Origin of the sequence: Gordonia rubripertincta, from assembly GCF_038024875.1 — a bacterium.
GTDB classification, from domain to species: Bacteria; Actinomycetota; Actinomycetes; order Mycobacteriales; family Mycobacteriaceae; genus Gordonia; species Gordonia rubripertincta.
On sequence record NZ_CP136136.1, the window covers coordinates 2,490,561 to 2,510,774 of the forward strand.

General features: G+C 68.8%; 20 protein-coding genes, 1 pseudogene and 1 riboswitch. Of the genes and pseudogenes, 11 read left to right on the top strand and 10 right to left on the bottom strand.

What is annotated here, in order from left to right; translation table 11 throughout:
* Positions 1-75: 75 nt before the first annotated feature.
* Genes RVF83_RS11285 through RVF83_RS11300 form a run of 4 tightly spaced genes read left to right on the top strand, consistent with a single transcriptional unit; the run spans position 76 to position 1,814 of the window.
* Complete coding sequence (locus RVF83_RS11285) at positions 76-306, top strand: hypothetical protein (protein ID WP_005196744.1); 231 nt, start codon at positions 76-78, stop codon at positions 304-306.
* 5 nt (positions 307-311) lie between these two features.
* On the top strand, positions 312-848 hold the full coding sequence (gene moaC / locus RVF83_RS11290) for a cyclic pyranopterin monophosphate synthase MoaC (protein WP_005196746.1): 537 nt from the start codon (positions 312-314) through the stop codon (positions 846-848).
* Positions 841-1,344 (top strand): MogA/MoaB family molybdenum cofactor biosynthesis protein, encoded by a 504-nt coding sequence (locus RVF83_RS11295; RefSeq protein ID WP_005196749.1) that lies wholly within the window; start codon positions 841-843, stop codon positions 1,342-1,344. Before moaC ends, RVF83_RS11295 begins: the two co-directional genes overlap by 8 nt.
* A 38-nt stretch (positions 1,345-1,382) precedes the next feature.
* Positions 1,383-1,814 carry a molybdenum cofactor biosynthesis protein MoaE gene (locus RVF83_RS11300; RefSeq protein ID WP_005196751.1) on the top strand — a complete coding sequence of 144 codons (432 nt, stop codon included), beginning with the start codon at positions 1,383-1,385 and terminating at the stop codon, positions 1,812-1,814.
* Here RVF83_RS11300 and RVF83_RS11305 read toward each other — a convergent pair.
* Positions 1,811-2,605 (bottom strand): SDR family NAD(P)-dependent oxidoreductase, encoded by a 795-nt coding sequence (locus tag RVF83_RS11305; protein ID WP_039880201.1) that lies wholly within the window; start codon positions 2,603-2,605, stop codon positions 1,811-1,813. The genes RVF83_RS11300 and RVF83_RS11305 overlap by 4 nt on opposite strands.
* 86 nt (positions 2,606-2,691) lie before the next feature.
* Here RVF83_RS11305 and RVF83_RS11310 point away from each other — a divergent pair, with 86 nt between their 5' ends.
* The gene (locus RVF83_RS11310) at positions 2,692-3,543 is read left to right on the top strand and encodes a helix-turn-helix domain-containing protein (protein WP_005196758.1); all 852 of its coding nucleotides are present in this window, start codon (positions 2,692-2,694) and stop codon (positions 3,541-3,543) included.
* Positions 3,544-3,654: 111 nt separating this feature from the next.
* Here RVF83_RS11310 and RVF83_RS11315 read toward each other — a convergent pair whose 3' ends face one another.
* The 5 genes from RVF83_RS11315 to RVF83_RS11335 form a co-directional block, all read right to left on the bottom strand.
* On the bottom strand, positions 3,655-4,290 hold the full coding sequence (locus RVF83_RS11315; RefSeq protein ID WP_005196759.1) for a transglycosylase family protein: 636 nt from the start codon (positions 4,288-4,290) through the stop codon (positions 3,655-3,657).
* A 6-nt stretch (positions 4,291-4,296) separates the two neighbouring features.
* Positions 4,297-4,496, bottom strand: a riboswitch (cyclic di-AMP (ydaO/yuaA leader).
* 254 nt (positions 4,497-4,750) lie between these two features.
* Complete coding sequence (locus tag RVF83_RS11320; protein ID WP_005196760.1) at positions 4,751-4,999, bottom strand: MoaD/ThiS family protein; 249 nt, start codon at positions 4,997-4,999, stop codon at positions 4,751-4,753.
* An 11-nt stretch (positions 5,000-5,010) separates the two neighbouring features.
* Complete coding sequence (gene moaA, locus RVF83_RS11325; protein WP_005196761.1) at positions 5,011-6,099, bottom strand: GTP 3',8-cyclase MoaA; 1,089 nt, start codon at positions 6,097-6,099, stop codon at positions 5,011-5,013.
* Between the two features lie 13 nt (positions 6,100-6,112).
* The gene (locus RVF83_RS11330) at positions 6,113-6,658 is read right to left on the bottom strand and encodes a flavin reductase family protein (RefSeq protein WP_005196762.1); all 546 of its coding nucleotides are present in this window, start codon (positions 6,656-6,658) and stop codon (positions 6,113-6,115) included.
* Positions 6,659-6,664: 6 nt separating this feature from the next.
* A complete protein-coding gene (locus RVF83_RS11335) occupies positions 6,665-6,874 on the bottom strand; it encodes a hypothetical protein (protein WP_039880203.1) in 210 nt (69 codons plus the stop codon).
* A 241-nt stretch (positions 6,875-7,115) separates the two neighbouring features.
* On the opposite strand from RVF83_RS11335, the gene RVF83_RS11340 reads away from it, so the two are divergent.
* Positions 7,116-7,529, top strand: a complete 414-nt coding sequence (locus RVF83_RS11340) for a cold-shock protein (protein WP_005196770.1) — start codon at positions 7,116-7,118, stop codon at positions 7,527-7,529.
* 39 nt (positions 7,530-7,568) lie between these two features.
* Here the strand turns inward: RVF83_RS11340 and RVF83_RS11345 are convergent, their stop codons facing one another.
* Together RVF83_RS11345 and RVF83_RS11350 are read right to left on the bottom strand one after the other, a co-directional pair.
* Positions 7,569-8,102 (bottom strand): DUF2771 family protein, encoded by a 534-nt coding sequence (locus tag RVF83_RS11345; protein ID WP_005196780.1) that lies wholly within the window; start codon positions 8,100-8,102, stop codon positions 7,569-7,571.
* Complete coding sequence (locus tag RVF83_RS11350; protein ID WP_039880216.1) at positions 8,099-10,069, bottom strand: MFS transporter; 1,971 nt, start codon at positions 10,067-10,069, stop codon at positions 8,099-8,101. Before RVF83_RS11350 ends, RVF83_RS11345 begins: the two co-directional genes overlap by 4 nt.
* A gap of 86 nt (positions 10,070-10,155) precedes the next feature.
* Here RVF83_RS11350 and RVF83_RS11355 point away from each other — a divergent pair, with 86 nt between their 5' ends.
* Positions 10,156-10,944 carry a DUF3027 domain-containing protein gene (locus tag RVF83_RS11355; protein WP_005196782.1) on the top strand — a complete coding sequence of 263 codons (789 nt, stop codon included), beginning with the start codon at positions 10,156-10,158 and terminating at the stop codon, positions 10,942-10,944.
* Positions 10,945-10,961: 17 nt separating this feature from the next.
* Positions 10,962-13,751, top strand: a complete 2,790-nt coding sequence (locus RVF83_RS11360) for a sacsin N-terminal ATP-binding-like domain-containing protein (RefSeq protein ID WP_005196784.1) — start codon at positions 10,962-10,964, stop codon at positions 13,749-13,751.
* Positions 13,752-13,994: 243 nt separating this feature from the next.
* Here RVF83_RS11360 and RVF83_RS11365 read toward each other — a convergent pair whose 3' ends face one another.
* On the bottom strand, positions 13,995-14,573 hold the full coding sequence (locus RVF83_RS11365) for a TetR/AcrR family transcriptional regulator (protein ID WP_005196787.1): 579 nt from the start codon (positions 14,571-14,573) through the stop codon (positions 13,995-13,997).
* Positions 14,574-14,682: 109 nt separating this feature from the next.
* Here RVF83_RS11365 and RVF83_RS11370 point away from each other — a divergent pair, with 109 nt between their 5' ends.
* Positions 14,683-15,822, top strand: coding sequence for an acyl-CoA dehydrogenase family protein (locus tag RVF83_RS11370; protein WP_005196789.1), 1,140 nt, complete (start codon positions 14,683-14,685; stop codon positions 15,820-15,822).
* Between the two features lie 126 nt (positions 15,823-15,948).
* Here the strand turns inward: RVF83_RS11370 and RVF83_RS11375 are convergent, their stop codons facing one another.
* Positions 15,949-16,671, bottom strand: a complete 723-nt coding sequence (locus tag RVF83_RS11375) for a hemerythrin domain-containing protein (RefSeq protein WP_005196792.1) — start codon at positions 16,669-16,671, stop codon at positions 15,949-15,951.
* 225 nt (positions 16,672-16,896) lie between these two features.
* On the opposite strand from RVF83_RS11375, the pseudogene RVF83_RS11380 reads away from it, so the two are divergent.
* Positions 16,897-17,479 (top strand): annotated as a pseudogene (locus tag RVF83_RS11380) (phosphatase PAP2 family protein).
* A 163-nt stretch (positions 17,480-17,642) separates the two neighbouring features.
* Entirely contained in the window at positions 17,643-20,180 is a 2,538-nt protein-coding gene (locus tag RVF83_RS11385; RefSeq protein ID WP_306302377.1) for a PQQ-binding-like beta-propeller repeat protein, read from the top strand.
* The last annotated feature ends 34 nt before the right edge of the window (positions 20,181-20,214 follow it).

Below are 20,214 nucleotides of genomic sequence, written 5' to 3' on the forward strand. Positions count from 1 at the left end.
TGGCGTGACCTGTGATGCGACGACGATAGCGCCGGGACGGTCGCCATGCCCGGACACCGCACTTCTTTCATCCGAATGGCGTGGCACAATGCTCCCGTGGCAAACAACAGTGGTGACAAAGCCGGCAAGAAGCACTACGTCGACAATGGCTGGCCGAAGGACGCGGACGGCAGCCATCCCGACCACGCGGTCTCCGAACTCGCGACTCACATCTCGGGCGCATTGTCTCCGTTCGGTGACACCGAGTTCCCGCTCCCGACCGACGACCTGCCCTTCGTGCAGTCGAAGACGGTCGTCAACCGCTGACGTCGATGCCGACCACCGGAACTCCCAGCGGCGGGTCGGACTCTCCTGATCACGGTGCCGGCCGGCTGTCGCACATCGACGGTGCCGGCACGGCACGCATGGTCGATGTCGGGCACAAGGCGCCGACGAAGCGCCGCGCGACCGCCGGTGGCACCTTTCACACCACGGCCGAGGTGATCGGCCTCCTCAGTGAGTCGAAGCTGCCCAAGGGCGATGTGCTGGCGACGGCCCGCATCGCCGGGATCATGGCGGCCAAGCGCACCGACGAGTTGATCCCGCTGTGCCATCAGCTGGCGTTGTCGTCGGTCGAGGTCGACTTCACCATCGGCACCGACTCCATCGATGTGACCGCGACCGTAGCCACCTCCGGCCAGACGGGCGTCGAGATGGAGGCCCTGACCGCGGTCGCCGTCACCGGGCTGACCCTGCACGACATGGTCAAGGCCGTGGACAAGCGCGCCCGCATGGACGGCATCCGTCTGCTCGAGAAGACCGGCGGCAAATCCGGCGACTGGCTGCGGGACGACCCGTCCGATGGCTGAGACCACCCCGCCCGACCCCGCACGGCGACGCGTCGCGCAGATCGTCGTCGCGTCGACGCGGGCGAGCACCGGGGTCTACCCCGATCGCACCGGCCCGATCATCGAGGACTGGCTCGTGGAGCAGGGTTTCCAGGTCGCCGAACGCGATGTGGTGGCCGACGGTCCACCGGTGGGCGCCGCGATCCGCGCCGCGGTCTACGCCGGCGTCGACCTCGTGCTCACCACCGGCGGAACAGGTCTGTCACCCACCGACCGCACCCCCGAGGAGACACGGCCGCTGCTCGACGTCGAGATCCCCGGCCTCGCCGACGCCATCCGCGCAGCGGGATTGCCGAAGGTGCCGACGGCCGTGCTCTCCCGCGGCCTCGCCGGCATCGCCGGGACCACACTGGTGGTGAACCTGCCCGGCTCGACCGGCGGTGTGCGGGACGGCCTGACCGTGCTCACCGGCGTCGTGCACCATGCTCTCGACCAGATCCGCGGCGGGGATCACTGATCGTCCCCCGATCGCCGCGACAGGACAGGACTCTCGAAATGGCAGTGGTTGTACTCACCGCGGTGTCGGACACCCCGATCGGGCTCGCCGATCACGAGGCGATGGTCGCCGACGCCTCGGACGGCAAGGCCGGCGCGATCGTCGGCTTCGTCGGGGCGGTCCGCGATCACGACGGCGGCCGGACCGTCGCCGAACTGGACTATTCCGCCCATCCGACGGCGCCGAAGGTGCTCGCCGAGGTCGTCGAAGAGGTGTCGGCGGTCGAGGGTGTCCGCGCGGTCGCCGTCTCGCACCGCGTCGGCGAACTCGAGATCGGCGACGTCGCCTTCGTGGTGGCCGTGGCCGCCGACCATCGCCGCGCCGCGTTCGAGACGTGCGCACGGCTCGTCGACGAGGTCAAGGCACGTATCCCGGTGTGGAAGCACCAGTACTACGACGACGGCACCGAGGAGTGGATCAACTCGGCCTAGGCCCCGGCGCCACCGTCGACGGGCACGATCGCGCCGGTGACGAACGAGGCGCGGTCGCTGAGCAGGAACGCGGCGACCTCGGCGATCTCCCGCGGTTCGGCCATCCGGCCGAGCGGTGTGGAGTCGCTGATCCATCGGGAGACGCCCGGGCTGGCCGCCTCCCACTCATCGATCATCTCGGTGGCGGTGCCACCGGGTGTGAGCCCGTTGACGCGGATGCCGTCGCGGGCCCAGCTGACGGCCGCGGTCTCGGTGATGCTGTTCAGCGCGCGCTTCATCGCGCCGTAGGCGGGAAGGTCGGGGTTGGCGCGTCGTGACCCGATGCTCGAGGTGTTCACGATCGCGCCGCCGCCACTGCGCCGCATCAGCGCCGCTTCGGCGTTCATCGCGATCCAGTGCGCGCGGAAGTTCACCGCGAACTGCCGGTCGATGTCGGTTGCCGTGGTGTCCTGCAGCGGACCGGGTACCTCCTGGACGACGGCACCGTTGTTGAACGCGCCGTCGAGGCGGCCGTACAGCTCCTCGACGCGGGCGATCGCGGCGTGGACACTCGCGTCGTCGGCCAGGTCGAGGGCCACCGCGTCGGCGGTGCCGCCGGTCGACCGGATGTCGTCGACGATCTGCTCGAGGGCATCGAGGCCGCGCGCACCGAGGACGACCGAGGCGCCCTCGTGGGCGAACAGATGAGCTGCGGCGGCGCCGATTCCGCGGCTGGCGCCACTGATGAAGACGACCTTGCCGCGGAGCAGGCCGATGGACGGGGTGGACCGGATGTCGGTGTTCTGTGTCATGCCGTTCAGCGTGGCCGCGACAGACGACCTCATTCAGGCACAGGCTGTACTACTCTCCGCCGGCCGACCGGACGCACACTCGAGGTATGGACAAACACGGGCTCGCCTCCTTTCTGCGGAGTCGACGCGAGCGTTTGCAGCCCGAGGACGTCGGTCTGCCGGCCGGTACCCGGCGTCGGACTCCCGGGCTGAGGCGGGAAGAGGTCGCCGTGCTCGCACACATCTCGACCGAGTACTACATCCGCCTCGAGCAGGGTCGCGCACCCCGGCCGTCGGCGGAGGTGCTCGTCGGCATCGCCGGTGCGCTGCTGCTCACCGATGAGGAGTCCGATCACCTGCACATGCTCGCCGGGACAGCCCCACTCCGCACCGCCCTTCATCGGCGGGACGTGCGTCCGAGCATCGTCGCCCTACTGGGCCGCATGCCGCAGACTGCAGGGTTCGTGATGTCGGCGATCTTCGAGGTTCTCGCGTGGAACGATCTGGCGGCCGCGCTTCTGGAGGACTTCGGCGAACTCGGCCCGGCCGAACGCAATCTCGCGCGTCGGGCGTTCCTCACCGACGACGCCGCGCCGCTGTACGGGATCTCCGACGGCGCGGAGTTCCGTCACCACGTCGTCGCCAGGTTGCGGCTCGCGGCGACCCGCTATCCCTCCGACCCGACGGTCGCCGGTCTCATCGAGGATCTCCGGGAAGGCAGCGCACAGTTCGCCCGGCTGTGGGATCAGCACGACGTCGCAGCTGCACCGACGCTCCGGAAGAGTCTGCAGCATCCCGTCGTCGGAAAGATCACGGTCGACTGCGATTCGCTGGAGCTCGCCGAGCGGGATCAGCATCTGGTTCTCTACAGTGCACCGGCGGGTTCGGCGGACGCCGAGGCGCTCGCCCTACTGCAGGTTCTCGGTTCCGACGCTGCGGGGCTGTCGGAAACCAGCTGAGAATTGGAAAAGGGCCCCGCACGGATCAGTCATCGTGCGGGGCCCTTCGTCTGGGTCCCTCTGTGCGCTGCGGATTGTGTCCGAGCTGCTACAGGTAAGGGTTGCTACTCGTCAGGGGTTGGGCAGCAGGTGCTTGTTGTCGTTGAACATCTTGATCTGATCGGGGCTCAGCGAGACACCGCTGTTCTTGGCCGCGTTCCAGAGGTTCTTGACCTCGGGGCTCACACCGGCGTCGGTGAGAACCGAGGTGACCTGCTTGGCGACGTCGTCGGTGGTCTTGGCCTCAGGGGCCTTGACGAGGCTGAAGCTGCCGTTGCCGTCCTGGAGCTTCTTGACGATCGGGGCCGGGACATCGCTCGGCGCGGTGCGCGGGGTGTGGCCCGACAGGCCGACGCCACAGGTGGGCCATGCGCCCTTGCCCTGCGAGGCGAGCACGCGCTCGGCGACGACGATCTGCTCCTCGCGGGTGGCCTGCTCGGCGGTCGGGGCGAACTCGCCGCCGCCGTGGCCGCTCCAGGTGCTCGGCGAGAACTGCAGGCCGCCGTGGTAGCCGTTGCCGGTGTTGATGGCCCAGTTACCGCCGGACTCGCACTGGGCGACCTGGTTCCACTCGGCGTCGGTCGCGGCATTCGCGGTACCGGTGCCCAGGAGTGCGGCTCCGCCACCGAGGACGGCGCCGGTGAGGGCGACCTTGGTGATGGTCTTGGTGGTCGAGTTGGTCGTCTGCTTGCGGTGACGTCCGGACATAGATCGATTTCCTCTCTCCACGCGCCTACGAAGTCAGCTGTCGGGTTCGAGCGAGAGGCTGCTCGGCCCCAGTGCGTCACCATGATTTGTTAACCACGGTTCTGCGCCTGGGACTTAACCCCGAGGACACCGTGTGTGGTGCCCGGTCTCAGGGGATGAGGTTGGGTCCCCCGTCCTCGCTCCTAGATTTCGTGCGGTCGTTCCCACCGGCGGAGCGAGGCTCGGCGCGGCCGGCGGGACGTATGTTCTGTTTCCTTACCGTGACCTTCGAGAAGGTCGCTTCGTACAGTACGTCCTTCGATCGACCGATTCACCTGCTTGTCCGCAACTCATTTTTTCTCCAGAACCTGGTCTGCCGACCAACTTTCGGCGTCCTCGCAGTTCATCGCGCCGGATGCGGTCCCGTGGCCATCTCGTTACCGCTCCGTTATGTGAGAAAGGTCACAGGGCGGCTGTGGTGTCAACCACCGGCGAACGGGGGGAGGACGTCGAGTGTCGAGCAGATGCCGAGCGGTAGTGAACGGTCAGTGAAGGCCGTTTCGTCGCGGAGATAGGAACACCGCTCGAGGACCGTCGCCAATTCGGGGTTGCCGGCGGACAGCGTCGACTCGAGGTCCCCGAGGGTGGCCGCGGGCTCGATGTCGACGACGCGCGACTCGGTGCCGGCGGCGGCGCGAGCAGCGGCGAAGAAGCGGACGGTGAGGTTCATCGGGGCCGAGCCTATCCGCCGATGGCGGACATGGGCCGCGTCGGCTGCACGAAGCCGGCCGCGTTCACCTCGTGTCCGGGAGCCTTCTGCCACATGTCGGTGCGCCACAGCGCCGCGATGGCGGCGTCGACCTCGTCGTCGGGCAGCGTGCGCAGCACCGCGCGCAGATCGGTCTCCGACGACGCGAACAGGCAGTTGCGCAGCGACCCGTCGGCGGTGAGCCGGGTGCGGTCGCAGTCGCCGCAGAACGGGCGGGTGACCGAGGCGATCACCCCGACCTTGGCCGGGCCCCGCGACGTCCGATGGCCGTCGACGATCCAGGTGGCGGCCGGGGCGCTGCCGCGCGGTGCCGGATCGGGCAGCAGATCGAACCGTGTGCGAAGCGTCGCGAGGATCTCGTCGGCGGTCACCATCCGGGCCCGTTGCCAGGCGTGGTCGGCGTCGAGGGGCATCTGTTCGATGATGCGGAGTTCGTAGCCCTGTTCCAGGCAGTAGGCGAGCAGATCGGGGATGGTGTCGAGGTCGGCGCGGTCGGGGAGCACGGCGTTGACCTTGACGGGGTCGAGACCCGCGCGTTTGGCGGCGGCGAGACCGGCCAACACGTCGTCGAGCCGGTCGCGCCGGGTGATCTCGGCGAACCGTTCCCGGTCGACGGTGTCGAGGGAGATGTTGATGCGGCTGAGCCCGGCGGCGACGAGACCGTCGATCCGCCGCGTCAGACCGAGACCGTTGGTGGTCATCGCGATCTCGGGCCGCTGGGGCAGGGCGGAGACGGCGCCGATGACCTGCTCGAGATCGCGCCGCAGCAGGGGCTCACCGCCGGTGAAGCGGATGCGTTCGATCCCCAGGTCCCGGACCGCGACCGTCAGCACGCGGATGAGCTCGCCGGCGCTGAGTACCGCGTCGTTGGGCATCCAGTCGAGTCCCTCGGCCGGCATGCAGTAGGTACAGCGCAGATTGCATCGGTCGGTCACCGAGACCCGCAGGTCCTTCGCGACCCGCCCGAACGTGTCGCGCAGGGGTCCCTGCGTGGGCACGTCCGATGGTGCCGCGGCCGTCATCGACCGTGGCGTGGGGATTCCGAGGCCGACCGTGCTCATGCTGTCCTACAGATCACGTGGCGTTCGGGTCTTTGCGGGCCTCGAGAGCACGGAAGGTGCTGGCGTGGAACACCAGCGGCTCGACGTCGGGGTCGGCGCGCAGGGTGTTGATCTTCAGCAGCACGACGGTGTGGTCGCCGGCCTGGATCTCGTTGTGGATGGTGCACGACAGGTGGGCGGCGGCGTCGGGGACGAAGACCGCACCGGCATCGGTACGCAGCGGCGTGATGCCGTCGAACCGGCGCTCCGACGGACCGGCGAGCTGCTGGCAGACATCGGTCTGGTCGCCGGCGAAGACGCTGACGCCGATGGCCGGTGCGGTACGGATCTGCGGCCACGTCGTCGATGTGTTCTGGACGCACACGGACACCAGCGGAGGGTCGAGGGAGACGGTGGTGAAGGAACTCGCCGCCATTCCGATCAGCGTGGTCGAATCTCCCTCACCCTGCAGGCAGCACACCGCGACGACGCCGGTGGGGAAGCAGCTGAACGCCGCCCGGAGGGCCTTGGCGTCGGAGACGGGGGCGAGTTCTGGGGTGGTGTCGATGGTCGCGGTCACGGGTCCTCACCTGGCTCGGCGTCCGGCACGGAGTGCGTACACCAGGCCGAGGAGAAAACCCAGGGGTGCGCACATGGTCAACAGGTAGACGAAGGTCGGAGCGGTGTCGCCGTCGGTGACCAGCGGGGTCACGAACAGGGCCACGAGGGCGATCAGTCCGATCGCGAAGATCACCATGGCCGCATGCAGCAACCGCGGAGACGTCGTCTTCTGCATGTCATCCACGGTAATGCACTCTCCGGGCGGGTGACGCCGCACGAGGGTCTGACGGGTTGCGCCGAGGTAATGGTGTGACCGCGGGGTGGGGTGTTGGCTACCATGGGGCGCAGCAGGCGCCTTGCATCCGTCTGGGCCCATACGGACTTTCCGCCGTGGGTCGTGTGATGGGTGACGGCGTCTTTTGTTGTGACAGGCAGATCCGCAAGAGATCTACGACGTACAGATGAGGGTGAGCACAGTGCCGACCGGCAAGGTGAAGTGGTACGACGCGGACAAGGGCTTCGGCTTCCTCGCTCAGGAGAGCGGTGAGGACGTCTACGTCCGTTCGTCCGCCCTGCCCGAAGGGGTGGAGGCCCTCAAGCCGGGGCAGCGCGTGGAGTTCGGCATGGCGGCCGGTCGCCGCGGGCCGCAGGCACTGAGCGTGAAGGTTCTCGATCCCGCGCCGAGCGTGTCGAAGAACGTGCGCGAGGCCGCCCGCAAGGACACCAAGCGGCACACCCCCGACGAACTGCACGGCATGGTCGCCGACCTGATCACCCTGCTCGAGGGCAAGGTGCAGCCGGATCTGCGCAAGGGGCGTTACCCCGACCGCAAGACCGCCCAGCGGATCTCCGAGGTCGTGCGCGCGGTCGCCCGCGAACTCGAGAGCTGAGCTCCGCCTCGTCGCGCGGGGCCCGACGTCGCCGAGGCGTCAGCCGAGGTACTGCAGGAAGTTCTCCGGTGCGGTCTGTGCTGCCAGCACTCCGCGCGGGATGATCTCGTCGTTCTGTGTCAACCGGGCCGACGCCGGGTAGACGGTGACGCCCAGCAGGACGTATTCGGGTGCCGTCTTCAGTGTGACCGTGTAGGTCTCACCCGACGCCTGCGGCTGCTCGTCCTCGACGAGTCCCTTCGGCGTCCAGTAGACGGCGGCGAGGTTCCACGGTCCCTTCGCGATGTCGCCGGAGACCGACAGCATCACCGTGTCGCCGACCGCCACCGGAACCCGGGGCGCTTCGCGCTGCGACGTGCCGAGCGGCGGGTCGCACTCGTCGAGCAGCAGGTCGCACCATCGCACCGGCTCGACGGTGTAGAGGTTCTTGCCGACAGCTATGTGGACGTACGGCCGGTCGTCGTGCGTGGAGTTGCGGGTCAGCAGGAACACCGAGACGCCGACGACTGCGACGAACGCCACCACGACGACCGCGATGATCGAAAGAGCCTTCTTCTCACCACTGCTGATCACGGTCGGCGATGTCCTGTCTGGTCGGGGGTGGGGCGGTCACCGGGGGCCCGGTCACCGGAGTTCGGGAACGGTGCCGTCGACGGCATCCGCGTGGTCGTCGGCCGCTGGGTATGCGCCCGGGTCGGTGCCGATCCCGGTCCGGTCCGGCGCGCGGTGTCCTCCGAGGGCGCGGCCCGGAACGCGACGGTCGGTGCGGCGTGGTCGGGGCGTCGACCGCCCAGGCCCGGCACCAGCGACGACCCGCGGGTCGTCATCACGGTCTGGATCAGGCCCAGCCCGAGCAGCACGGCGACGACGGTGAAACCGATCCACAGGGTCGGGGGCAGCAGCACGCCGAGCGAGGCGCCGAACACCCACGACAGCTGCAGGACCGTCTCCGACCGACCGAAGGCCGAAGCGCGCGACTCGTCGGGCAGATCGTCCTGGATCGACGAGTCGAGGCATACCTTGCCGATGGCGCTGGTACCCGAGGCCACCAGGGCGGCGACCGTCGCGAAGAGGATGTTGCCGAAGATCGCCGCCAGGACCGCGACGGCGAAGCAGGCCGCGGTGGCCCACACGATGACGGCCGGCGGGTTCTTCAGCTCCAGTCGGGTGCCGACGCCGTTGCCGATCATGTTGCCGATACCGGCCGCGGCACCGACGGCGCCGAGCAGCAGCAGCTGCGTCCAGTCCGAGGCGTCGCCCTGCTGCGCCTTGGCGTAGAAGGCCACGAACAGCGTGAGAAAGCCGGTGAGGATGCGGATGGTGCCGTTGCCCCACAGGCCGGCCACGACCGTGCGGCCGAGCGGCTGACGCATCTTGGCGGCGAGCATCTTGGCGCCCTCGCGGGCACTGGTCGGCTCGTGTTCGGACACGGTCGAGCGGGCCGGTTCGCCGTGATAGGTCAGGGTCGTGGGGATCTCGCCCTCGGTCGACTCGACCCACGACGGGATACGCATGCACAGGTAGGCCCCGGCCGCGGCGACGATCGCCAGCCACACCATTGCCCCCGGCAGGTGCAGCGGCAGCAGTTTGCCGAGCAACATCTCGATCAGTGCGGCCACTGCGCCGCCGACGATCGTGCCGCCGATCAGACCGAAGGTGGTCAGGCGGGAGTTCACCCGCGGCAGGTCGATGGTCGGGGGCACCACACGTGGGGTGACCGCCGATTTGAGCACGCCGAAGGATTTCGACAGCACCAGCAGGCCCAACGCACACGGATAGAGCACCCACGGGTCGTACTCGAGTTGCTGCGTGGCGTCGTTCCACTGGACGTTCGCCATGATCAGCAGCGCCAGGATGACGCGCAGACCGAAGGTCGTGGCCATCGCGATACGACGACCGCGCTGGAGCCGGTCGAGCAACGGGCCGATCAGGGGAGCGATGAGTGCGAACGGAGCGATCGTCAGCGCCAGGTACAGCGCGACATTGGTCTTGGATTCACCCGTCGCCGCCGCGAAGAACAGGGTGTTGGCCAGCGCGACGGCCATCGCGGCATCGGCGGCGAAGTTCGCGATCACCGGCAGGGTGAGCGCGGTGAGGCCGGATTGGTCGGCACCGTCGGCGGTCGCGGCCCGATGGATCTTGCCGATGCCCTTACCCGTCAGTTCGCGGCTGCGCATCGCGGCCACACGCATCACGGTGAGTTTCTTGGGCGTGCGCGGCCCGTGGTCGGTGGGCATCGCGCGGGTCGCCGACTCGTCGTACTGCGGCTGCCCGCGTTCGTCGAGCGGCGGCAGATGGGGATTGTGGGTGGGTGGGGGTAGGTAGGCATTGCGGCCGGGGCCAGGCCCGGGTGGCGGTCCCCAGCCGGGTGCGGGCCGGCGGCCGCGCATCTGGCGGGTCTCGTCGGCCGGGTAGTTGGCCGACCCGGGGTGCTGCGCGGCGCGCTGGCCGCGATCGTCTGTCGGCGGTCGAGGATGTCGGCTCGCCGGACCCCTGGGGGCCCCGCGCCCATCGTCGTGTCGGGAACTCCGTGGGATCACGCCCACGATTGTTCCTCATCTCGGGCCGGTGCCGCTTGAACCGGGTCGTTGTGTGGCACACGTCGGCGATATTGCACACTGGATGCGTGACTGACGTAAGTGAGGGCGGACGACTGCTGGCGGCCGTCGACATCGCACGAGCCGCGCTGGTCGACGAAGGACAGCAGCCCGGCGCGCATCGGCGCAGCGTCGCCGAGGGCGAATGGGCCGCTGCGCATTACTTCGACGCCGAGCTCGCAGGCTATCGCGGCTGGCAGTGGTGCGTGGTGCTGGCCGGATCCCCGGGCAGCGACGAGATCACCCTCAGTGAGGTCGTGTTGCTGCCGGGCGAGGGCTCGTTGCTCGCGCCGCCGTGGGTGCCGTGGGCCGAGCGTGTCGCCTCCGGCGACCTCGCGCCCGGCGATCTGCTGGCCGCCGAGCCCGACGATCCCCGGCTGGTACCCAACCAGATCGACACCGGAGACGAGTTCCGTTTCGACTCCGAGTCCGAGGATCCGGACGACATCGGTCAGATCGCCGGCGAGATCGGCCTCGGCCGCCGCCGACTGCTGAGCTACGACGGTCGCGCCGACGCCGCGCAGCGCTGGTACGACGGCGACTTCGGGCCGTCGTCGGAGATGGCGCAGGCGGCCCCGTTCACGTGTTGGACCTGTGGTTTCTACGTGCCCCTCGCGGGCGCGCTGCGCGCCGGATTCGGTGTCTGCGCCAACGAATACGCGGCCGACGGTCGGGTGGTCTCCGCCGAGTACGGCTGCGGTGCGCACTCCGACGTCGAGGCGCCCAAGGGTGGCGGCTCACCCGCCTACGACGCCTACGACGACGGCGCGCTCGAGGTCATCTCCATCACCCGGGACGCCGAACCGGCGAACTCCTGAGCGACGCACCACCGGCCATGAGCGCCGATCCGTTCGGCCCGGACCCGTTTGACACCGCCGCACTGCGGTCGTCGACGCTCGACGCCTGGGTGGCCTCGCCGACGCGTCTCGCCGAGGATGCTGCCGCCGAGTCGGATCTGGTCACGGTCGGTTACCGAGACCGTCTCCTCACCGAACTCGCCGCCAATGCCGCCGACGCCGCAGCCGCGGCGGGGATCGCGGGGGAGCTCGCGGTGTGGGTGTCCGACGGCGAGCTACATGTCGCGAACACCGGTGAACCGCTGACTGTCGATGGTGTTCGGTCGCTCGCCGCACTGCGGGTGTCGGCGAAGGCGCCCACCGACGGCCAGATCGGACGGTTCGGCGTCGGATTCACCGCCACCGCGACGGTCGCCGACCGCGTCGAGATCCGTTCGCGCACCGGGTCGATCGTCTTCGACCGCGCCGCCACGGTGGAAGCCGTCGACGATGCCGGGCTCCCGGCGGACACCGTTCCCGTCTTGCGCCTGGTGTGGCCGACCGATGCCGCGCCGGGGGCAGGGGTGGGTTCCAGCACAGCGGGCTACGACACCGAGGTGGTCCTGAGTCTGCGTGAGCCGTCCGGTCCGCTCATCGACGCGATGCTCGTCCAAGCGCCCGACCTCGTGGTGGAACTGGCTGCATTGCAACGGATCACGGTCGGCGACGTGGAGATTTCGGTCGACCGGTCGGCCGGACCCGAGGTCGACGACGCCGAGGCCTCCTCGGCCGTCGTCACCGTGTACGTGGACGGTCCCGGGTCGTCGTCGACGCAGCGCTGGCTGGAGGTCACGCGCGGCGGGACGCGCTGGCTGGTCGACGCCGACGGCGGTCGCGCACCCGAGCACGATGTGCTGCGCGCGCCCACGCCCACCGACATCGAACTGAGCCTGCCGTGCCGGTGCATCACCGACCTCGCGCTCACCCCGGACCGCCGGCACCTTCATCCGGGGGCCGAGATCGGCGATGCCGCAGCCGGATACGTGGACCTCCTGCTGCTGGTCGACCCGGTCCGCCGGCTACAGCTCGTGCCGGAGCTGCACCTCGCGCGAAATCGCGACGACGCCAGGCTGATCGAGGCCGTGCGCGTGCAACTGCGCGACACCGCGTGGCTGCCGGGTGCGGACGGCGAGCCGCTTCTGCCGTCGCGGGCCGTGGTCCTGATCGGGTTGACCGATCGCCTGGCCGAGATGTTGTCCGAACACTTCGCGGATCTCGTCCACCCCGACATCTCTCTCGCCCAACATCTTCCGACCCTGGGGCGGCTGGGCGTCGAGGAACTCGGGCTGGCGGGGCTGGTGGAGCGGCTCGGCGGACTGCACCACGAGCCGTCGTGGTGGCACGACCTGTACGAGGCGCTCGCGCCGCTCGTGTCCACGGGACGCGAGGTCGAGGAACTGGGCGCGCTACCCATCCCGCGATCCGACGGACGGATGTCGGTCGGGGTACGTGGCCTGTTCGTCAGTGATCGCATCGGCACGCCGATGCGCTGGATTCCCACCGTCCATCCCGATGCCCGTCACCCGCTCCTGGAACGTCTCGGCGTTCAGGAACTCTCGGTCACCGATGCGCTGGCCGACCCGCGGCTCAGGGTGCTGATCGAGGACGTTGACCTCGACGGTGCCGGCGACGACGGACTGGCCGCCGAGATCTGCGCGGTGTTGCGCGCCGATCCGGACGCCGCGGCGCCGGCGTGGCTGGCCGAGCTGCCGCTGCTCGATGCCGACGGCGAGCTCCGTCCCGCCGACGAGCTGCTGCTCCCCGACAGCCCGCTGCTGTCGGTTCTCGTCGACGACCACCCGTTCGGCGTCGTCGACGACGGGGTCGTGTCCGACTGTGGTGCAGACGAATTGCGTCGTCTGGGCGTCGGGTGGGGGTTCCTTGTGGTCGTCGACGAGCTCCCTGTCGGTCCCGACCATGACCTCCCCGACGAGGAGGACTGGTGGGACACGTTGGCCGACGCACCCGAAAGGCTCACGGCGGTCCGCGATCTCGACCTGATCGACGACCGGTCCTGGCCCGAGGTGCTGACCATGATGGCGACCGACGACGACATCGCACCGCTGCTCGTCGACCGCGACGGCTACACCGCCTGGTGGTTGCGACGACATGCCGAGGTCGACGGGCTGTTGCTGGGGGAGTACCGCGCACCGTCGGATGAGATCCTGGCCGGGATCATCGATCCCCTCGATCATCCGCACGCCGATGCGCTCCGCGGTGCGCTCGCGCGACTCGATCCCGACACCGCCGACGACGCCGCACTCCTGTTGACCCGCCTCGGCGATCCCGATCGGGACGTCTCCGCCGGTGCCGCCGTCATGGTGCACGCAGCGGTCGTCGCGGCCTGCCGTCGCGGTGTTATCGATCCGGCCGATGTCGAGGTGCCCGAACAGGTTCGGACGATAGCGGGCACCGTCACCGACCGCGCGGTGGTCGTCGACCAGGCGTGGTTCGTCCAAGCGCTACCCGACGGCGGGGCGGTCCTGGCCGGACCGACGGTCACCGAGGCCGACGCCGAAGTGCTCGCGACACTGCTCGACCTGCCGCTGGCGTCGGAGGAGTACACCACGACCGTCCGCGATCCCGGTGACGCCGCGACCTGGGCCCACCCCGAAGCGGTGCGTTTCGGCGCCGAACGCGGGGTCGAGGTACCTCGCGGCCAGGTGCGGTTGCACGACGAGCTGTGGATCATCGTGCGCGGTGACGCTTCCGATCGCGAGATCCGGGTGCGATGGTGGGTCGACGCCGGGGTGGCACACCTCGAACGCAGCGCAAACCCCGCGTCCTGACGTCAGACTGATGTCACGCGCGACGTCGGTCGGGCTCCAGCTGGCCCGGAGCAGCCTGATTCACGAAATTCTCGTCCCCCTGAGCGCCCGCGGAGGGTAATGTACCCTCGAATCGCACTGAGGGGGACGGCATTTCGTGCCTGGCCCGGGTCTCCTGTCACCAGGCCTTCGTGGTTCGTCGCTTGCGCTCCTCACACCTCAGGTAGCGGATCGACTGTGTCCGTCGGATGAGGCAGCGAGGTTCTATCCCGCGTCGATCCCTGCCGTGAGGATGCTGGCGAGCTGGCGGTACGCGGCGGCGTCGTCGAGCCCGGTGGCCGCCCACACCTCGCGGCGCTGGATGCGGCTCATCATCGAGGCGGCGAGGTCAGCGGCGAAGGCGGCGTCGACATTGCGGAAGTCCCCGGCAGCGACTCCGTCGGCGATCAGTTTCTGAACCCGGGTGGCGGCTGCGGCGGTGTTGAGTTCGTAGAGCGAACGGGTCGGGGTGAAGGCGTCGAGGTCGCGCATGAACGCCTCGGACGCCGGTGCCAGCGCCTCGCCGACCGCGACCAGGTAGGCGATGACCCGCTCGCGGGGAGTCTCCGACGCCTCGACCCTCGCCTCGACCTGCTCGGTCGCGGTGCGGAAGAAGTGGGTGACGGTGGCGGTGACCAGCTGTTCCTTGCTCGCCGCAAGGGTGTACAGGGTCGACTTGGAGCAGCGCAGCTCGGCGGCGAGGTCGGCGATCGACAGGTGGGCGAAGCCGTCGCGCAGGATGAGTTCGAGCAGGGCGTCGAACAGGGCGGCACGACGCCGCGTTGCGAAACCCTCGCGTGGCATAGGACTCCTCACCGATCACGTCAGCTGTACTGACCGCTGCTCAGATAGTACTGTGCAGAGGACTTGGGTACTAGTTCAGTTACCTGATCTCTTTGACATGGAGGTACCGATGCCGGTCGACCGCTTGCTCCCCAACGACGAGGCTCGCGACCTGATCGCGCTGGTCCGCGACATCGCCGACAAGCGGATGGCGCCGATAGCGAGCGAGTACGAGAAGGAGCGGAAGTACCCGGAAGGCCTGTTCGCCGAGCTCGGTGAGGCCGGCCTCCTCGGCCTGCCGTACCCGACCGAGTGGGACGGCGGCGGCCAGCCCTACGAGGTGTACCTGCAGGTGCTCGAGGAGCTCGGCGCACGATGGGCGTCGGTCGCGGTCGCCGTCAGCGTGCATGGCCTCGCCTGCCATCCGCTGTTCAACTTCGGCACCGAGGAGCAGAAGCAGCGCTGGCTCCCGGACCTGTTGAACGGCAAGCTGATCGGCGCCTACAGCCTGAGTGAACCGCAGGCCGGTTCCGACGCCGCGGCCCTCGCGTGCCGCGCGACCCCGACCGAGGGCGGTTACACGATGACCGGCTCCAAGGCGTGGATCACACATGGCGGCATCGCCGATGTCTACAACGTCTTCGCGCGCACCGGCGAGGGCTCGAAGGGCATCTCGTGCCTGTTCGTCGCCCGCGACACCGAGGGTCTGACCTTCGGCAAGCCCGAGGACAAGATGGGTCTGCACGCGGTCCCGACCACCGGCGCGTCGTACGACGACGCTTTCATCGAGGAGGATCGTCGCCTCGGCGCCGAGGGCCAGGGTTTGCAGATCGCGTTCTCCGCACTGGATTCCGGACGACTGGGCATCGCCGCGGTGGCGACCGGTCTGGCGCAGGCCGCTCTCGACGCGGCCGTCGACTACGCGCAGGAGCGAGCCGCGTTCGGCCGCAAGATCATCGACCACCAGGGGTTGTCGTTCGTGCTGGCCGACATGGCCGCCGCCGTCGACTCGGCACGTGCCACCTACCTCGACGCGGCGCGTCGTCGGGATGCGGGCATGGAGTACTCGCGGGCCGCGGCGACCGCGAAGCTCGTCGCGACCGACGCCGCCATGAAGGTCACCACCGATGCGGTGCAGGTCTTCGGCGGCTACGGCTACACCCGCGACTTCCCGGTCGAGCGCTACATGCGCGAGGCCAAGATCACGCAGATCTTCGAGGGAACCAACCAGATCCAGCGTCTCGTGATCGGGCGCGCGCTCGCGAAGTGACGTCTCGGCGGAACCCGGCCCCGCTGCAGGATTGCGACCTCCGCTCAATAGCGCTGCTTCCAGCCGGCGCTTCTGGGCCGAGGTGGCGATCCTGCCGGCGGCCGGGGCCGCCCGGAAAGCACACGCTCATCGGTTCAGGTAGTAGAACGCGCGGCCGTCGAGGCGACGGAAACGCGGTCCGCCGAGCTTGACGAGCAGCTTGAGGATCCCGGGGATGCGGGCGAACACCACCTCGCGGTCGGCGTCGGACAGTCCCTTGACCATCATCGGGCTCATCTTCAGCATCTCGCCGAGGCCCGACTGCTTGCTCATCTTCGCTTCGAAGTCCTCCCAGTCGCGCAACGTCATCCGACGCTGCACGATGGCGATCGCGTCGGTCTCCTCATGGGCGAGGTGATCGCCGAGGACCGGCCGGGCGCGCACGAGGGCGTCGGTCAGCTCCGCGCGGGTCTGTTCGTTCGGGTGGGCGACCATCGCTGTGAAACCGGCGGTGCACTCCTCGAGGATCGGGTCGATCTGGTCGTGTTCGGCGTCCATCGCCTCGAGCACGCGCTGCTCGGTCTCGTCGCAGCGTTCCTCGAGCAGCGGCCACAGCTCGAGGTCCTCCCCGTTGTGGTGGTGATGCAGGGCCGTGGCGAACATCGTCCACCGGTCGGCGAGGGCGCGCCAGGTGCCGGGGTCGTCGAGCTTGGTACGCGGGACGGCCGCGGCGAAGTCGGCGAGGTCCCGGCGGAACGCGTGGTGGAGGACGTACATCATGAACGGGTCGATCGGCCCCTCGGGTGCGGCGGCCTGACCGGGCAGGCGGAGCTGGATCGGGAACGCGGTGGCGGCGGGATGGGTCGTCATCGGGTGGGTCCTCATCTGAAGGTTGGGGTTCGGGCTGACGATGACCACTGTCGGTCTGGCCTCTTGCAGCGGACTTGAGGACGGCTTGATCGTCGGATTCATGCAGGTCACCGCCGGTCGGGTATCCGTCGGACGAACGTCTGTGAAGGCCCGGATAGGCTGGCTGACAAGTGGGACCGGTCGCCCGAGGGCGGCGCGACCGCGGTGGAGAGAGGCCGACAGCGGATGTTCATATCACCGACGACGATCGACGAGAACGCGTGGGACTGGGTCGTCCAGAATCGCTCCGAGCCATGGATCACGATCGCCCGGGTGATCACGACCTTCGGCAACACTCTGGTGATCACCACGCTCGCTGTCCTGGCCGTCGTCTGGCTGGCGTACGCCGGACGTCGCGTCGACGCCGCGTACGTCGCGCTCGGCACGATCTTCGGTTACGTCCTGATGCAGAGCCTCAAGTTCGGGTTCGCGCGCAACCGCCCGCCAATCGAGGACCGGCTGCTCAACATCGACTCGTTCTCGTATCCGTCGGGACACGCGATGATGACGATGGTCGTCTTCGGCTTGTTCGCGGTCGCCGCCTACCGCTGCTTCGCGTGGGTGCGCGACCACCGATGGATCCTGCTGCTCGCGCCGCTGATGTCGATCCTGGTGGGGCTCACCCGTATTCAGCTCGCGGTGCACTGGACCACGGATGTGGTGTCCGGGTGGGTGTTCGGCGTCTTGTGGGTCGCGCTGTGTACCTGGGGTGCTGGCACGGTACGAATCACGGCGGCGTGCAAGCGCTTCCGCTGCCGACGCCGGCTGACCGATGAAAATCGTCCGGGCGGGGGATAGTTCGGGCGTGTGCGACTGGGATTGACTGGGGTATGTCGCATCCGGGGCCTCCGTCCGATGGTGATTCCGACGCGTCCCCGCCCGAAGAGACGCCGACGACGATCCAACCCGCACGTCCGACGGTGGTGCCCGGGGTGTCGCTGAACAAGGACAGTCGCCCGGACCCGAACGCCACGACGCCGACCGGAACCTGGCGGGCGCAACCCGACCCGTACGCGTCGACACAGTTCGGCCAGAGTCCCTTTCCGCCCACCGGCATGGCGCCGCCGGTGGGACCGCCCGGTTACCCGCCGCCCGGCCACCCATCGCCGGGATACCCACCGCCCGGCTGGCAGCAACCGCTCGGGTATCCACCTCCCGGGTATCCGCCGCCCGGCTGGCAACCGCCGTCCCGGCGCCGGTCGAAGACCAAGGCGTATGTCATCACCGGGATCGCACTGGCATGCGTACTCGCCCTCGTCGCCGGCGGCGTCGTGTGGTGGAAGTCGACGCGGTCCTCGGAGGAGTCCGACCTGCTTGCCGGACAGCTCACCGGGTCGTACCCGACGGCTCCGAGTGCGGAATGGACGATCGGTGCGGCGTCGATGGGGGCGAATTCGTACGTGTCACCGCTGACGGCGGAATCGTCCTACCGAACCTTGGGCGCGGTACACGACGACCAGACACTCGTGACTCTGCTCCGAGCGGACCCCGGTAGCTCTACCTTCGGACACCGTGTGCTGGGTATCGATGTCGCATCGGGAAAGCGATGGATATTCGACCAACCGGTGTCGTCATGCTCCGATCAGATCGTCGATCACACCATTGCGTGCCTCGGCAGCGCGAGCGCCCAATTCATCGACACGCGAACCGGACGCTCCGTCGGCAGCGTGGGGGTGCCGCAGTCCGCCTTCGGTATCGCATTCAACGGCAGCGCGGCTTTCGTGCGGCAGTTCGGTGGCGCGCAAGGCCAGATGACGCTGATCAAGCTGACGCCACGGGGCACCGAGTGGCAGAAGACAGTGACCCTCCCCGAGGCATTACCGAGTGGGGACTCGTCGCAGTTCACGGCGACGGACAAGTTCGTCGCAAGCGCCGACGGAGTCATCGGGGTGGTGTCCGCCGACGACGGACGTGTGGTCTACACGAGCCCTGGCCGGACCGGCATAGGCCGTCTCCCGGACGGCTCGCTGATGTTGCTGAGCGGCAGCCTGAACGGCGGACAGCCGCAGAACGGGCCCGTGGTGCACCTGCGGGCCGACGGCACCACCGCCCGGTACGCGGGTGTCGACGTCCAGGTCCCCGTGGTGGCGACCGCCGAGCAACGCGACCGGACGATGGTCGGCGGCACCTATGTCGATCTCAGCGATGGTCGGTCCCTGTGGTCGGTGCCGGGTACCGACAATCTCGCGGTCGCCGCGCTTGTCGCGGACGACCGCGAGTTCGTCTACGTGCGGAGCGGGGATGTCGTGGCGGCGGACAGCGCCACCGGGGAACAGCGGTGGACCGCGGAGTCAGCCGGTTACGGCGGACGTACGGGCTACGGAGTAACTGATGGCGAACGTCTGATCTTCCCGTCGGATGACGGCGTGGCCGCCGTCGACCTGACCGACGGTTCGCCGCAGTGGTCGTTACCCGCAATGTCGATCGGAAACACCGGAACGGATGGCGGGTCGCCCAAACCTGCGCGCACCTTCGCCATCGGCAATCGCCTGGTTACCTTGACCTCGACCACGATCACCGGTTTCGCGCCGACGGGTCCGCGGGCGATCGTCCCGGGAACCACCCGGGGGAGCGAACGCGACTCGCGCAGCGGCGGAACCGAATACGTCACCCCATGCGGATCCCCGCCGATCTTCACGCCGCAGATCTTCCGCACCGCTGCGGGCGGTCTCGTCGTGACGATGAAGGTCACGGCGAAATGCCCCGGCGGCGACGTCCTGTACGGGCCGCAGACCCGGATCACGATCTCCGACGGCAACGGTCTCATCGCGTCGGGCAATTTCGATTTTCAGCAAGCGCCGGTCGCGGTTCCCTCCGACGACGGTTCGGACCTCACCCTGGAACTGACCTACCCGCCGGGCAGCTTCTTTCGGCTTCCGGACACGCTGAACGACGGAACGTCCGCTGGGGCGGGTTCCGCGGGGTCGGGTTCTGGCGGTTCGGGTGCCGGTGGCGGACAGGTCCTCGTCGACTGCGAGAAAGGCCCTACATCGGGCCCGGCACCGTCGCTGAGCGTGCCGGACTCCGGCATGTCGACGTCTTCGGTCGCCACGGGGGCGGCCTTCCCGGCGGGGACGAACATCATCGGGACCAGCGTGAACGCGCTGCGAGTCCAAGCTGACTCGGACCGCGCGTTCATTCTGGCGAATCTGAACAATCGGTGGGTCGCGCAGTTGAGTTCGAAGCGGCCAGGACTCGTGGCGGATGGCCGCACCTGGAACGACCAGGCCATTCTCGACGAGTTCCTCGCACTTCGGTTGCGGTTCAACGACGTTCGTCTCCTATACAGTGACGAGTGGCCGGTGTTCTCCTATCAGGGCTGGTGGGTAACGGTCGCCGCGGCGACGTTCCCGGGCCCGGTCGAGGCGAACAACTGGTGCCGAACCCAGGGCTTCGACCCTGACCACTGCTTCGCCAAACTGGTGAGCACCACGGCCGGTCCGGACGGCTCGACGCTGTACTGGAAGTAGCCCCCGGGAAGAGGGCTCCACGATACGGTCGGGG